The organism is Arthrobacter sp. BC5, assembly GCF_056680255.1.
This window is the reverse complement of record NZ_CM155273.1, coordinates 3,225,936-3,240,781: the sequence shown is the minus strand read 5'-3', so window position 1 is coordinate 3,240,781 and position 14,846 is coordinate 3,225,936. Positions and strand designations below refer to the sequence as shown.

9 protein-coding genes and 1 tRNA gene are annotated in these 14,846 nt (G+C 65.4%); 7 read left to right on the top strand and 3 right to left on the bottom strand.

Annotation, left to right across the window (positions count from 1 at the left end; genetic code table 11):
• The first annotated feature begins 1 nt into the window (after window position 1).
• Genes gltB through pyk form a run of 3 tightly spaced genes read left to right on the top strand, consistent with a single transcriptional unit; the run spans window position 2 to window position 7,556 of the window.
• Window positions 2–4,567: a glutamate synthase large subunit gene (gene gltB / locus AC1MFI_RS15245; RefSeq protein WP_479820906.1), complete on the top strand. Its 4,566-nt coding sequence runs from the start codon at window positions 2–4 to the stop codon at window positions 4,565–4,567.
• Complete coding sequence (locus tag AC1MFI_RS15240) at window positions 4,560–6,017, top strand: glutamate synthase subunit beta (RefSeq protein ID WP_479817910.1); 1,458 nt, start codon at window positions 4,560–4,562, stop codon at window positions 6,015–6,017. Before gltB ends, AC1MFI_RS15240 begins: the two co-directional genes overlap by 8 nt.
• A gap of 48 nt (window positions 6,018–6,065) precedes the next feature.
• A complete protein-coding gene (gene pyk, locus AC1MFI_RS15235; protein WP_479817909.1) occupies window positions 6,066–7,556 on the top strand; it encodes a pyruvate kinase in 1,491 nt (496 codons plus the stop codon).
• Window positions 7,557–7,648: 92 nt separating this feature from the next.
• Here the strand turns inward: pyk and AC1MFI_RS15230 are convergent, their stop codons facing one another.
• Window positions 7,649–8,251, bottom strand: coding sequence for an ANTAR domain-containing response regulator (locus tag AC1MFI_RS15230; protein ID WP_400484150.1), 603 nt, complete (start codon window positions 8,249–8,251; stop codon window positions 7,649–7,651).
• 144 nt (window positions 8,252–8,395) lie between these two features.
• Between AC1MFI_RS15230 and AC1MFI_RS15225 the strand changes: the two genes are divergently transcribed.
• Both AC1MFI_RS15225 and AC1MFI_RS15220 read left to right on the top strand, forming a co-directional pair.
• Window positions 8,396–8,477, top strand: a tRNA-Leu gene (locus AC1MFI_RS15225).
• Window positions 8,478–8,563: 86 nt separating this feature from the next.
• Complete coding sequence (locus AC1MFI_RS15220) at window positions 8,564–9,694, top strand: tyrosine-type recombinase/integrase (protein ID WP_479817908.1); 1,131 nt, start codon at window positions 8,564–8,566, stop codon at window positions 9,692–9,694.
• A 35-nt stretch (window positions 9,695–9,729) separates the two neighbouring features.
• On the opposite strand, the gene AC1MFI_RS15215 is transcribed toward AC1MFI_RS15220, so the two are convergent.
• Window positions 9,730–9,858, bottom strand: coding sequence for a hypothetical protein (locus tag AC1MFI_RS15215; protein ID WP_479817907.1), 129 nt, complete (start codon window positions 9,856–9,858; stop codon window positions 9,730–9,732).
• A gap of 573 nt (window positions 9,859–10,431) precedes the next feature.
• On the opposite strand from AC1MFI_RS15215, the gene AC1MFI_RS15210 reads away from it, so the two are divergent.
• Window positions 10,432–11,553 carry an acyltransferase family protein gene (locus tag AC1MFI_RS15210; protein ID WP_479817906.1) on the top strand — a complete coding sequence of 374 codons (1,122 nt, stop codon included), beginning with the start codon at window positions 10,432–10,434 and terminating at the stop codon, window positions 11,551–11,553.
• Window positions 11,554–11,625: 72 nt separating this feature from the next.
• Complete coding sequence (locus AC1MFI_RS15205) at window positions 11,626–13,023, top strand: O-antigen ligase family protein (RefSeq protein WP_479817905.1); 1,398 nt, start codon at window positions 11,626–11,628, stop codon at window positions 13,021–13,023.
• Here the strand turns inward: AC1MFI_RS15205 and AC1MFI_RS15200 are convergent.
• Window positions 12,974–14,833: a hypothetical protein gene (locus tag AC1MFI_RS15200; protein ID WP_479817904.1), complete on the bottom strand. Its 1,860-nt coding sequence runs from the start codon at window positions 14,831–14,833 to the stop codon at window positions 12,974–12,976. The two genes, AC1MFI_RS15205 and AC1MFI_RS15200, sit on opposite strands and share 50 nt — an antisense overlap.
• Between the last annotated feature and the right edge of the window lie 13 nt (window positions 14,834–14,846).

The following is a 14,846-nucleotide window of genomic DNA, read 5'->3' as shown; positions in this document are numbered from 1 at the left end:
AATGGCCGAGGCCGTGGAGTCGCCCTTCACGCGTTTCGCTTCCCTACCGGAGGCGACCGGCCTCTACAACCCGGAGAACGAGAAGGATGCGTGCGGCCTCGCCGTCATCGCCACCCTTCGCGGTGAACCCGGACACGACATCGTCGACGCGGCACTGACCGCGCTCCGCAACCTCGAGCACCGAGGTGCGGTGGGCGCGGACGAGGGCACCGGCGACGGCGCAGGCCTGCTCACCCAGGTCCCCGACGAGTTCTTCCGTGCCGTCGTGGACTTCCCGCTTCCCCCCGCCGGTTCGTACGTGGTGGGGACCGCCTTCCTCCCGTCCGAGGCGAAGGAGGAGGAGACGGCCCGCGCAGGCCTCGAGTCCATCGCCGAGTCGGAGGGCCTGGACGTGCTCGGCTGGCGCGTGGTCCCGGTCGTCGCCGATCTCGTCGGCGCGATGGCCCGGGCCTGCATGCCGCACTTCGTGCAGCTGTTCCTGGCGCCGGCGGACGGCAATCCCTCGGACCTCGACGCGAAGGCCTTCCGGGTCCGCAAGCGTGCGCAGAACAAGTACGGGGTCTACTTCCCCTCGCTGTCCTCCAAGACCATCGTCTACAAGGGCATGCTGACCACCGCGCAGCTGGAGCCGTTCTACCCGGACCTCTCGGACGAACGCTTCAAGACGCGCCTCGGCATCGTCCACTCACGCTTCTCCACGAACACGTTCCCGTCGTGGCCCCTGGCCCAGCCGTTCCGGACCATCGCGCACAACGGCGAGATCAACACGGTCAAGGGCAACCGCAACTGGATGCGCGCCCGGCAGTCCCAGCTGTCCAACCCCCTGCTCGGCGACGCGCCGGAGGAGCTCTACCCGATCTGCACGCCGGGCGCCTCGGACTCGGCGTCCTTCGACGAGGTGGCCGAGCTGCTGACGCTCTCGGGCCGCCCGATCACGCACTCGATCATGATGATGATCCCGGAGGCGTGGGAGAACCACGCCACCATGGATCCTGCCCGGCGCGCCTTCTACCAGTACCACTCCATGCTCATGGAGCCCTGGGACGGTCCGGCCGCCGTGTCCTTCACGGACGGCCGCCTCGTCGGTGCCGTTCTCGACCGCAACGGACTGCGCCCCGCCCGCTACTGGGTGACCGAGGACGGCCTCGTCATCCTCGCCTCCGAGGTGGGCGTCCTCGACGTCGAGCCCTCCCGCGTGGTGCGCAAGGGCCGCGTCTCGCCCGGCAAGATGTTCCTCGTCGACACCGAGGAAGGCCGCCTGATCGAGGATCAGGAGATCAAGGCCGAGGTCGCCGCCGCGAACCCGTGGGGTGAGTGGGTCAAGGAGAACCTGATCCAGCTCGAGGACCTCCCGGAGCGCGAACACGTCATCCACACCAAGGCGTCCATCAACCGCCGCCAGCGCACCTTCGGCTACACGCAGGAGGAGCTGCGCATCCTGCTCGGTCCCATGGCGAAGAACGGTGCGGAGCCTCTGGGAGCGATGGGCTCCGACACGCCCATCGCGGTGCTGTCGAAGCGCCCGCGCCTGCTCTTCGACTACTTCGTGCAGTCCTTCGCGCAGGTCACCAACCCGCCGCTGGACTCCATCCGTGAGGAACTCGTCACCTCCATGGGAGTCACCATCGGGCCGGACGGCAACCTGCTGTCCACCGGGCAGGTGCGCTCCAAGCAGATCGCCCTGAAGTTCCCCGTCATCGACAATGACGAGCTGGCGAAGATCGCGAACCTGGAGACCGAGGACGGCGACCGCCTGACGGTCCGCGTGCGCGGCCTCTACCGGCACGACGGCGGCGAGGCCGCCCTGCGTGCGCGCCTCGCGGAGATCTGCGAGCAGGTGTCCAGTGCGCTCAACCGCGGCGTCGAGTACGTGGTGCTGTCCGACCGCGATTCGAATGCGCAGTGGGCTCCCATCCCGTCCCTGCTGCTCACGAGCGCCGTGCACCATCACTTGCTCAAGAGCGCCAACCGCACCAAGACCTCCCTCGTCGTCGAAGCCGGCGACGTACGCGAGGTCCACCATGTCGCGGTGCTCATCGGTTACGGTGCCTCCGCCGTGAACCCGTACCTGGCCATGGAGAGCTGTGAGGAGCTCGTCCGCAACGGCGACATCACCGGCGTCACGGCCGAAGCCGCCGTCGCGCACCTCATCAAGGGCCTCGGCAAGGGCGTCCTGAAGATCATGTCCAAGATGGGCATCTCGACGGTCAGCTCCTACTGCGGCGCCCAGACCTTCGAGGCGCTCGGACTGTCCCAGGAGCTCGTGGACGAGTACTTCCACGGCACGCAGACGCAGCTCGGCGGCGTCGGCCTCGACGTCGTCGCGGCGGAGACCGCCGCACGCCACGAGAGCGCCTACCCGCAGGACGGCATCGAGGATCCGCACCGCGGCCTCGACAACGGCGGCGAGTACCAGTGGCGTCGCGAGGGCCCTCCGCACCTCTTCAACCCCGAGACCGTCTTCCGCCTGCAGCACGCCACGCGTGAGCGCCGCTACGACATCTTCAAGGCGTACACGCAGGGCGTGGACGACCAGTCGCGGGAGCTCATGACGCTCCGCGGGCTGCTCAGGCTCCGTGGTGACGCCCGCGAGGCCATCAGCATCGACGAGGTCGAGCCCGTCTCCGCCATCGTCAAGCGCTTCTCCACCGGCGCGATGAGCTACGGCTCCATCTCGAAGGAAGCCCACGAGACACTGGCCATCGCGATGAACCGCCTCGGCGGGAAGTCGAACACCGGCGAAGGGGGCGAGGACGTCGAGCGGCTCCTGGACCCGGAGCGCCGCTCCGCCATCAAGCAGGTCGCGTCCGGCCGGTTCGGCGTCACGAGCCTCTACCTGACCAACGCGGACGACATCCAGATCAAGATGGCCCAGGGAGCCAAGCCCGGTGAGGGCGGACAGCTCATGAGCCAGAAGGTATACCCCTGGATCGCTCGCACCCGGCACTCCACCCCGGGCGTCGCCCTGATCTCGCCGCCGCCGCACCACGACATCTACTCCATCGAGGACCTCGCCCAGCTGATCTACGACCTCAAGCGGTCCAACCCCAGCGCGCGCGTCCACGTGAAGCTGGTGTCCGAGGTAGGCATCGGCACGGTCGCCGCGGGCGTCACGAAGGCCAAGGCCGACGTCGTCCTGGTGTCCGGGCACGACGGCGGAACGGGTGCCAGCCCGCTCAACTCGCTCAAGCACGCGGGCATCCCGTGGGAGCTCGGCCTCGCCGAGACCCAGCAGACGCTCATGCTCAACGGGCTGCGCGACCGCGTCGTCGTGCAGGTGGACGGCCAGCTCAAGACCGGGCGCGACGTCGTCATCGCAGCCCTGCTGGGCGGCGAGGAGTTCGGCTTCGCCACGGCACCGCTCGTGGTCTCCGGCTGCATCATGATGCGCGTCTGCCACCTCGACACGTGCCCCGTGGGTGTCGCGACACAGAACCCCGAGCTGCGCAGCCGGTTCACCGGCAAGCCCGAGTTCGTGGTGAACTTCTTCGAGTTCATCGCCGAGGAGGTCCGCGAGATCCTGGCGGAGCTCGGCTTCCGGACGCTCGAGGAGGCCATCGGCCACAGCGAGCTGCTCGACGCCCGCCGGGCGATCGAGCACTGGAAGGCCGACGGCCTGGACCTCGATCCGATCCTGCGGGGCAACGAGTCCGATTCGGGTGAGCCGATGCGGAACATGCTCCAGCAGAACCACGAGCTGGACCAGCACTTCGACAACAAGCTCATCGAGATGAGCGCCGACGCGCTGCAGCACCGCTCGCCGGTCCGCATCTCCGTGGACATCGTCAACACCGACCGCTCGGTGGGGACCATGCTCGGCCACGAGGTCACCCGGACGTTCGGGCTGGACACGCTCGCGACCAACACCATCGACGTCACCCTCACGGGGCAGGCGGGGCAGTCGCTCGGCGCCTTCCTGCCCGCCGGGATCACGCTGCGGCTGCTCGGCGACTCGAACGACTACGTGGGCAAGGGGCTGTCCGGAGGACGGATCGTCGTGCGACCGGACCGTGCGAACGTCTTCCGTGCGGACCACAACGTCATAGCGGGCAACGTCATCGGCTACGGTGCCACGAGCGGCGAGATGTTCCTGCGCGGCCAGGTGGGGGAGCGGTTCCTCGTCCGTAACTCCGGTGCCACCGCGGTGGCCGAGGGCATCGGCGACCACGGCTGCGAGTACATGACCGGTGGCCAGGCACTGATCCTCGGCCGCACAGGCCGGAACTTCGGTGCCGGGATGTCCGGCGGAACGGCCTTCGTGCTGGACCTCGACCGAGCGCGCGTCAACAAGCAGAGCCTCGAGAACGGCGAGCTCCTGCTCGTCGGCCTCGACGCCGAGGACATCGAGATCGTCCGGCGACTGCTGATCCAGCATGTCGAGGAGACCGAGTCGAACCTCGCCGAGAGCCTGCTCGCGTCCTTCGAGGACACCGTTCGACGATTCACGAAGGTCCTGCCGCGCGATTACGCTGCGGTACTGGACGCCCGCGCCACCGCCGTCGAACAGGGCCTCGATCCTGACGGCGAAGAGGCATGGACCAAGATCCTGGAGGTAACCGGTGGCTGACCCACGCGGATTCATGAAGGTGCGCGAGCGCCAGACCCAGCCACGCCGCCCCGTCCCGGTGCGCATCATGGACTGGAAGGAAGTGTACGAGGCCCAGGAGAAGGGCGTCCTGAAGTCCCAGGCGGGCCGCTGCATGGACTGCGGCATCCCGTTCTGCCATCAGGGCTGCCCGCTGGGCAACCTCATCCCGGAGTGGAACGACCTCACGTTCCGCGACAAGGGACGCGAGGCGATCGAGCGGCTCCACGCGACGAACAACTTCCCGGAGTTCACCGGGCGGCTCTGCCCCGCGCCCTGCGAGTCCTCGTGCGTGCTCGGCATCAACCAGCCGCCGGTGACCATCAAGCAGGTCGAGGTGTCCATCGCGGACCAGGCCTTCGGCGAGGGCTGGGTGGAACCGCACCCGCCCGAACGCCTCACCGACCGCACCATCGCCGTCGTCGGATCCGGACCCGCCGGCCTCGCAGCCGCGCAGCAGCTGACCCGGGCCGGCCACACCGTCGCGGTGTACGAGCGTGACGACCGCATCGGCGGGCTGCTCCGCTACGGCATCCCGGACTTCAAGATGGAGAAGATCCACCTCGAGCGCCGCCTCGACCAGATGAAGGCCGAGGGCACGCGCTTCCGCACCGGGGTCGAGGTCGGCAAGGACATCAGCTGGGGCCAGCTCAAGCGACGCTACGACGCCGTCGTCGTCGCCACGGGCGCCACGGTCCCGCGGGACCTCCCCATCCCGGGCCGTGACCTCGAGGGCGTCCACTTCGCCATGGACTACCTCGTGCAGGCCAACCGCGTGGTCGCCGGCGAGGCGATCGAGGACCAGATCCATGCCGAGGGCAAGCACGTGGTAATCCTCGGCGGTGGCGACACAGGCGCGGACTGCCTCGGCACGGCGCACCGACAGAAGGCCGCGTCCGTGACCACGCTCGCCATCGGGCAGCAGCCGCCCGCCGAGCGTCGCCCGGACCAGCCCTGGCCCACCTTCCCCACGCTCTTCGACATCGCGAGCGCGCACGAGGAGGGCGGGGAGCGACGCTACCTGGCGTCCACCGTCGAGTTCGTCGGCGACAACGGTGTGCTGCGCGGCATCAAGGTCGCGGAGACGGAGTTCGTCGACGGCCGCCGCGTCCCGAAGGCAGGCACGGAGCGCGAGATCCCCGCGGACCTCGTCTTCCTCTCCCTCGGCTTCACCGGTGCCGAGCCGGCCGGGATCACCGAGCAGGTCCAGGCGGAGTTCGACGAGCGCGGGAACGTGGCCCGCGACGGCTACTACATGACCAACACGCCCGGCGTGTTCTCGGCGGGCGACGCCGGGCGCGGCCAGTCGCTCATCGTCTGGGCCATCGCCGAGGGCCGCGCGTGCGCTGCCGCGGTGGACCAGTGGCTCATGGGCTCCACCAAGCTGCCTGCGCCCGTCGCGCCGACGGACCGCTCCATCGCCGTCCTCTGACCGGCCCCCACACCAACCCCTCGACCCAAACACGACTAGGCTAGGTTTATGAGACGCGCAAAAATCGTTGCAACATTCGGCCCCGCAATCGCCAGCTACGAGAACACCCTGGCTGTGCTGCAGGCGGGCGTCGACGTCGCCCGGATGAACATGAGCCACGGTGACTACGCCGTGCACAGCAGCACCTACGAGAACGTGCGCCGCGCGTCGGAGGAACTCGGCAAGCCCGTAGGCATCTTCGCCGACCTGCAGGGTCCGAAGATCCGCCTCGGCCGCTTCGCCGACGGCCCCCACGCCCTCGCTCAGGGCGATGTCTTCACCATCACCGTCGAGGACATCGAGGGCACCCAGGACATCTGCTCGACGACGTTCAAGGGCCTGCCCAAGGACGTCAACGTCGGCGACATGCTGCTCATCGACGACGGCAAGGTCTCGCTCCGCGCCACCGCGGTCGACGACGTGAAGGTCACCACCGAGGTCGTCGTCGGCGGGATGGTGTCGAACAACAAGGGCATCAACCTGCCCGGCGTTGCCGTCAACGTCCCCGCCCTCAGCGACAAGGACGAGGAGGACCTCCGCTGGGCCATCCAGATCGGCGTCGACATGGTCGCGCTGTCCTTCGTGCGTGATGCCGGTGACGTGAAGCGCGTGCACGAGATCATGGACGAGGAGGGCCGCCGCGTCCCCGTCATCGCGAAGATCGAGAAGCCCCAGGCGGTGGACGCCCTCGAGGAGATCATCGATGCGTTCGACGCCATCATGGTCGCCCGCGGAGACCTCGGTGTGGAACTTCCCCTGCAGGACGTCCCGATCGTGCAGAAGCGCGCCGTCGAGCTCGCCCGCCGCTGGGCCAAGCCGGTCATCGTGGCCACGCAGGTCCTCGAGTCGATGATCGACAACCCGCGCCCGACCCGCGCCGAGGCCTCGGACTGCGCCAACGCGGTCCTCGACGGCGCGGATGCCGTGATGCTCTCCGGCGAGACCAGTGTGGGCAAGTACCCGATCGAGACCGTGCGCACGATGGCGGACATCATCGAATCCACCGAGCGCCACGGGCTCGAGCGCGTTCCGCCGCTCGGCAGCAAGCCGAAGACCCGCGGCGGTGCCATCACGCGTGCCGCCGTCGAGATCTCGGACCAGCTCGATGCGAAGTACATCTGCACGTTCACGCAGTCCGGCGATTCCGCCCGGCGCCTGTCGCGGCTTCGCCCGAAGAAGCCGGTGTTCGCCTTCACCCCCGTGCAGTCGACGCTGAACGCCATGTCCCTCATCTGGGGCATCCAGCCCAGGCTCGTCGAGTTCGTGGAGCACACGGACCAGATGACGGCCCAGGTGGATCGCGTGCTCTTCGACCAGGGCCTCGTGGAGGTCGACGACCTGGTGGTCATCGCCGCCGGTTCCCCTCCCGGACAGGCCGGTTCGACGAACTCGATCAAGGTGCACCGCGTCGGCGACATCACGGACGCCGGCCAGCTCCCCGACGGCCACACGTCCTACATCAAGGAAGACGTGGGCCCCTGGCCCGTCAAGAAGAAGTAGCCCGGCCCTCCGGGCAGGACACGAAGACCCCCACCCGATCGGGTGGGGGTCTTCGCGTCCGTCGGGCCTGCGCCGTGACCGGCGCTGTGCGGTCAGTTGACCTGGTTGATGATCGTCTCGGCGACCTCGCGCATGCTGAGGCGGCGGTCCATGGAGGTCTTCTGGATCCAACGGAAGGCCTCGGGTTCCGTGAGGCCCATCTTCGTGGTCAGCAGGCTCTTGGCGCGCTCCACCAGCTTGCGGGTCGCGAACTGCTCCTGGAGGTCGGACACCTCGGCCTCGAGGGCCTTGATCTCCTCGTAGCGCGACATCGCGATCTCGATGGCCGGGATGAGATCCGCGGGAGTGAAGGGCTTGACCACGTACGCCATCGCGCCGGCGTCGCGCGCGCGCTCGATGAGTTCCTTCTGGCTGAAGGCGGTGAGCAGGACGACGGGGGCGATGCGAGCCTTCACGATCTGCTCCGCGGCCGTGATGCCGTCCATGACGGGCATCTTCACGTCCATGAGCACGAGGTCCGGCTTGTGCTCCTCGGCGAGGGCGACGGCCTTCTCCCCGTTGTCCGCCTCCGCTACGACCTCGTAGCCTTCCCCACGCAGGATCTCGATGATGTCGAGTCGGATGAGCGTCTCGTCCTCGGCCACGATGACCCGACGTGCGGGTCCGGCGGGCGCGGATTCGGTGGGTTCAGACACTGTTGCTCCTTGATGAATTGGCGTTCCGATGGGTCGGGGAGTGCTTGCTCCCGTTCCCGGAAACAGACTATCGGCATGTACAGTGGATTCGCGCACCGGCGGAGGAGGAAGTCAGCCTTCTCACGTCACGCCGGGGCGCGAATGGCCCGAATGGCGGAATTGGCAGACGCGCTGCACTCAAAATGCAGTATCGAGAGGTGTGTGGGTTCGAGTCCCACTTCGGGCACCTAAAACGCCTAGTCAGAGGCGGGTCACGGCGGAAAGCGTGCACAGAAGTTGTAAATCGGTGCACAGCAATTCATAGTTACCGCCATGGCGAGCATCATGGAACGGTTGCGCAAAGACGGCTCGAAGTCGTACACAGTGCGGTGGCGGGACCCGCAGACCAAGCGTGCCCAGGGCATCACGTTCGATTCCAAGGGCGAGGCTGAGACGCTCAAGCGGCTACTCGAAACCAACGGCAACTCGTTCGAAATCGCGCAGCAGGCCATCATGCAGAACAACACGACGGTGCCGACCGTCAGCGCCGTGGTCACCGAGCACATCGATCAGCTCATCCGGCCCACGAAGCAGACGATCCACAACTACCGGACCATGCTCGAGCGACACATCGCCAGCGTCATAGGCCACATCCCGATCGACAAGCTCAATCACAAGCACGTCACGCACTGGGTGCGAGCCCTCATGGACAAGGGGCTGAGCCCGAAGACGATCCGCAACGTGCACGGACTGCTGGCGAGCGCTATGGAGACTGCCGTCCGGTATGGGTACCGCGGGGACAACCCATGCCGCGGGACCGCCCTGCCGAGTGTAGAGAAGGTTGAGGACGACGCTCAGTTCCTGACGGCCGGGGAGTTCGCCATGGTGCACCGGCAGCTCGATGACCAGTACAAGGACCTGGCGGCCTTCCTCGTGCTCACAGGAGCCCGTTACGGGGAAGCCACAGCCATCACCGTGGGAGACGTCGACCTGATGGCTAAACCGCCGACCGTGCGCATCACGAAGGCGTGGAAGCGCGACGGCTCCAAGGGCCACTACGTCGGAGTTACGAAGACACCCAACAGCAAGCGCACCGTCTCACTACCGCCTACGCTCGTCGAAATGCTCATCCCGCTCGTAGCGAGTCGGCTCGCGACCGACCTGCTCTTCACCGGCCCTCAGAGCGGTCGTGTGCAGCACAAACTGTTCTGGCACCACCACTGGGTACCCGCGGTACGGCGAGCGCAGGCAGAAGGCCTTACAAAGGCTCCGCGCATCCACGATCTGAGGCACACGCACGCATCCTGGCTTATCCAGGACGGGCAATCGCTGTTCAGCGTCAGCCGCCGCCTCGGCCATAGCTCAACGGACATGACAGACCGTATCTACGGTCACAGGATGCCCGACGCCCTGCAGAGATCCGCCGACGCCAGCGAGCGGGCCCTCCAGGGTCTACGGTTCTAGCTCCTACGCCTTCCGGAAGGAGGTAAGGGATCCCCTCAACCGTCCCGATTCGGGCGACGCTCCTCAATCTGCCGGCGCCGGACGTTGCCCGCCCGCACCCACGCTTCCCGCGCCATGGAGTACTCGACCCATTGCACCTGCACGAGCTCCTTCGTCCAAGCCATCGCAAAGCCCTTCACCGTCTGCACTTGTCCGTCCGAGTAGTTCAGCTCAGCCCACACCGGTGGGGCTTTCTCGGTCGTCCAGTGCACGCCTCCGGACTGCTCGGGCAGCGACTCGGGTGGGACGAATCTGTCATGGGATGGCGGTATGCCGTGCCAGCCTGGTCGAGGTGCTCTCTGTTCCATTCGCCCGACCGTAGTACCCGCCGCCGACGGAAGCACCCCACCCTCACGAGGGGATCGGGCGCTACCGGTTGCTGCACCCAGTCAGTACTTGGATACGGATATTCTTCTGACGTGGGAATCCGGGAAGCAATCGCCAGACATCGGATGCAGGAAAATCTAAAGCGCGGCCAGTGCCGGTTCTGCTCCAGACCACTGCGCGATGACGAGACCGGACCTTTCTGCTCAACAGCATGTCTCGACGACTGGCTTCGAGAGTACTTCTAGCCCCCAGCTCGCCGACGACGAAAGCGCCCCACCCTCACGAAGAGGGTGGGGCGCTGCAGGTCACTGCACTAAGCCGGATTTATGGCAGGTACGATTCGGATCAGGTCTCAACACTTGGGGGAAGAAATGCGCCTGGACTCGCTCACTAGCCTGCGCTTTGCGGCCGCGTTACTGGTCTTCGGCTTTCACTCTGTAAGCCTTCTCCAGCAGCCAAGCAGGGATGTCACCTCGATCCTATTCGGTGCTGGCCACGCCGGGGTCTCCTTTTTCTTCATCCTGAGCGGATTTGTCCTCGCGTGGTCATACCGCGAGAACGACACTCCGAGGGCTTTCTATCGCCGGCGGTTTGCACGCGTCTACCCCGCGTATCTTCTGTCACTGTGCGCGGCCGGGCTCTTGGTAGTGATGACCGGGGACCTAGCGCAACTCGCGAGGGGGCTATTTGCGCCGTTCATGCTGCAGGCGTGGGTGCCTGATTCCAGCTACTACTTCGCCCTGAACACGGTCGCATGGTCGCTTTCGGTGGAAGCGTTCTTTTATCTGATGTTCCCGCTGGTGATCGGCAGGTTGTTCTGCCTGTCCGCCCGCGGTCGTCTTGCACTTGGATGTGTGATGGCCGCCGTGATTGTCGGACTTGGCATCTACGGGCAATCTATCCTCGGCGGTGCCGTCTTCCACGAGGAAGGCGCGACAGCATGGTTCGTGAAGGCTTTCCCCGTGTCGAGGTTCCCGGAATTCGTGATCGGCATGCTACTGGCAATCCACATGCGGCGCGGGAAGTTCTTTGATATCGGCGTAAATAGAGCATTGGCGCTAGCGGTATCTACCATCCTCGCCATTGGGGTATTCCCCAGCATCCTGGGATTCGTCGCACTACCGCTTGCCCCGTTCGTCCTGCTCATCGCGGCGGCGGCCTCCAGTGATCTGCAGGGCCGTTCCCCCTGGCTCCGCACGTCGGCGCTCGTAAATCTGGGCGCGTGGTCATACTGCTTCTACTTGTTCCACACCATGGTGATCCGGGTGCTGGCCGACGGCTTCTATCATTTGGGGTACTCGTCTGGGGAGCCGATCGACGGGACGACGGAGCGGCTCCCTCTGAACGGCTGGCCAGTGTGGGTTGCCGCCCTGGGGCTGAGCATTCTGACTGCCTGGCTGGTTCACAGGTTCGTAGAGATCCCACTGGACAAGAAAATTCGCGCTGGCAAAAACGCAGCTAGCTCGGCGGGCCCTGTCGATATTTCCCGCTAGGGGCGACGGTACGATGGGGGCTGATCCTGGGGAGGGCACTTGCAACTAGCATTGGCGACCGTTTTCGGTTGCGTGGCAATCATCGGTCTCGGTTACGCAGCGGTCCGAGCGTTTAGCTCGACGGTCGACAGACGGAGATTCCACTTCGCCGCGGTGCTCTTCTACTTGGCAATGGTTGCTCCCATGGCCGTAACGCTTGTGACTCCTCGAATCTCCACTTTGGCTGGGGGCTTTGCGTCATTCGAGACAACGAGTGTCTGGGGCGGTCGGATCATTCAGGCCGCCAGCGCTACTTACCTTCTCGCCTTCGCGTTCGTACTCATGCAAGTTGCACTTCGGCGATGGAAGATCCCGGCGATCGTCGCCGCACTCGGAGGGTACGCCGCCGCGGGCATCTTCTCCGCCTACTTCACAAACCAGCCCATCGGGGCTGACCTCCTGTACATCTTCCTACCCGCCGCCTGCGTTCTCATCGCCACCCCGCTAACCCCAGACCAAGGCGTCAGGCTCGCAAGGAACGGGCTGCGGCTGTTCCTCTGGGGAAGCATCGCTCTTGCCTTGGTCGCACCGGGGCTAGCGTTCTGGAACGGACAAGGCAGGGAGTGGCTGGGCATCCCGCAACTCGTCGGTGTAACGACACACCCGAACGGGCTGGGGAGTGTTGCCGCGCTGGCCGTGTTCCTCGAGCTAATTCGCACTGAGCACGACCGGTTCCGTCGGCTAAACCTCCTGCTCGCCCTGATCATCCTAGTTGCCACTCAGTCACGGGGTGCGTGGCTCAGCGTCATCGTCGGGCTCGTCGTATTTGCCATCGTGAAGGCGGGTAAGCGCTGGGCGATGGTATGGGCCCTCGCGGGGCTAATCGGTGCACTAATGATGTCCACTGTTGTTCCGAAGGTGGCGGCGTCCATCGGCAGCTGGAGTAGCGGAGGCGATTTCTCCACACTCAACGGCAGGACTGGGCTGTGGCTCGCTTCTCTGGAGGCCTTCTCCCGGAGTCCGCTCATCGGCGCGGGCCCCTCCGTCTTCGCGCCCGAGTATCGGGCGAGCATCCTGGGCCTCGGGTCTAGCCTGAGTTTCAATAGCGCGCACAACCAGTTCGTCCAGACACTCGTGGAGCGCGGTTTGCTCGGCGCCGTTATGCTCGCGTTGCTCGTCGTGCTGTTGATCGTTGCTGTCGCAAAGACTCAAGAATCGCGGCGCCCCGCAGCCGCCGCGATCCTTGCCGTCTACCTCTCACGCTTCGTGGTGGAGACCCCACTCAACATCAGTACCGCCTCGATTAACGGCGCTGTCCTGCTCGTCGTTGTCGTTCTCTTCGCTTCGAGCCCTATCCCATCGACAAAGCTGGGGATGCGGCCCCAAGGGCGGCTGAGCTCGAAACCAGACGCAACGATCGCCATAGCCGAAGGCGGAAGGGTTATTCGCCGACCCACATCCACGCCGGCGCTACGGAGTACTGCACGGTGATTGTTTGACGCGCCGGGACCCGGAACTGCCCTGATGTCATGCCCGTGGTAACTCCACCAATAGACACCCCTGATACCGTCCCGCCTGTTACGAACACCGTCGCATCGACCGGGTAAGGGTTCCTCAGCGCGGTGCCCGACACGGGCATGGCGGGTGCGGTGAGCGGCCCCACCGGGTTGTAGCCAATGTTGTTGCGGGCATCCACTTCTCCAACACTCAGGTTGCTGGGATTCGCCCATTTCAAAGCCCACGAGTTGTCGATCTGGTTGCCCGAGAATGAGGCTCCAGCGCTGGCAATGGCAATACGCATGGCAGCGGAGGGGTGGAAGGATGGGGCCCGTGGAGTTGGGTTACCTCCGATGAGAATGTTGTTGCGCACGATCGTCCGATCACACGGAGTCCCGCCATCGAGGGTAACGCCGTTGTCGCACAAGCCCGCTCCGTCTCCGATGTTCCCTTCGATTAGGTTGCCCAGGGATCCCGGAACCTCGATCAGCGCATAGGTGGGGCCGTAGATGTTGTTGCCTCGGACGATGGCGTAGTCCGATTCGTCGCTGGAGACGCCCATCGAGCCGCCGCGGGTGTGATTGCCTTCGACGAGAATGCCGTTGGCCCGCCTGTAGATGATGCACTGCGCCCGGTGACCGGAGTCGGTGGGGTTGGGCGGCATCCAGACGGTGTTGCCGGTGACTTTGGTGTCGAGCAGGTAGAAGTTTGGTTCGCAGAAGAGATTGATTCCGGCCATCGTCATCGACTTGTCTGCCTGCGAATAGTCCACAAAGCAGCCTGTCACGTCGTAGCCGTACATGTTTGAGCCAGTTCCGACGAAGTGGTTGCAGGCGATACCGTTCAAGGGTTTCGCGCCGGGAGTGGCTTTCACCTGGCATTGATCTGTCTTGCCTACAGTCGGGGCGGCGGTGTTGGAGATGAAATTGCCGATGCCGCCGACGTTCGTGTTTACCCCGGTGATCGTGATGCCGCGTGCCACTGATCCTTTCGCGTGGCGAACGACGTAAGTGAAGGGGAATATCGCTGGCGAAGTCAGCCCGCTCGCGTCGATGGTGACGCCCATGAACGGGGTAGCGGCGAGGGTGCCGCCGTTAAGTTGGAAGGCGTTGAATTGCGCGCCAATTGGGCGGATCGTCGCCTTCGGGCTAATAAATACGGTCTTGCCTTCGGGTACGACAACGGGCCCGTAGATTGGGTAGTCGCCGGCTGGGAGGAAGAACGACGACCCTGCCCCGGACAGGGTCGCGTTGATGCTGGCCGTGCTGTCGTTTGGCTTTCCGGCACTGGTCGACCCGATCGAGCCAGCAATAGTGGCACTTAGTGCAGCGTTGAAGAGGGTTCCCGGAGTCGTCGCGAACTCGGTTAGTGCCTCGTCATTGGCGGCAGCGTCAGTTGCTGGTTGCCCCTTTGGGCCCGTCTTGCCCTGTGGGCCCTCGGGCAGAGGCAGTGGTCCGAGGACGGTGCCGTCGGACAGGGTGAAGTTCGCGGTTCCGTCGCCGTTTCCGTTGGCTTGTACTACTGAGGCGCCGGGCGGCCCTGGGATCGGCATTGTGGTGACGAGCGGAGCTGTGAAGTTCCCTGACTTCCAGATCACTGAGGTTCGGTCCTCGAGGAAGAATGTGGGCAGGACGCAGTTCTCGTTCGAGCGCAGCACCACTGTGGCCCCGCTGGCGTCATATGCAGTGATCGGCACGGAGTACCGTGTGTCGTCGATATCGAAGAGCTGTCCTTCGATGTTCGGTGCTTGCACCCCGGTCGCAGGATCGATGGTCACTTCAGCTCGGTAGGGGTATCGGGTCATGGCGGGCTCCTTC

What these genes read in the sequence shown, in the direction of transcription:
- gltB (WP_479820906.1), top strand. Translation starts at nt 2, where the DNA reads ATGGCCGAGGCCGTGGAGTCGCCCTTCACGCGTTTCGCTTCCCTACCG.
- pyk (WP_479817909.1), top strand. Translation starts at nt 6,066, where the DNA reads ATGAGACGCGCAAAAATCGTTGCAACATTCGGCCCCGCAATCGCCAGC.
- AC1MFI_RS15220 (WP_479817908.1), top strand. Translation starts at nt 8,564, where the DNA reads ATGGCGAGCATCATGGAACGGTTGCGCAAAGACGGCTCGAAGTCGTAC.
- AC1MFI_RS15215 (WP_479817907.1), bottom strand. Translation starts at nt 9,858, where the DNA reads ATGGCTTGGACGAAGGAGCTCGTGCAGGTGCAATGGGTCGAGTACTCC.
- AC1MFI_RS15210 (WP_479817906.1), top strand. Translation starts at nt 10,432, where the DNA reads ATGCGCCTGGACTCGCTCACTAGCCTGCGCTTTGCGGCCGCGTTACTG.
- AC1MFI_RS15200 (WP_479817904.1), bottom strand. Translation starts at nt 14,833, where the DNA reads ATGACCCGATACCCCTACCGAGCTGAAGTGACCATCGATCCTGCGACC.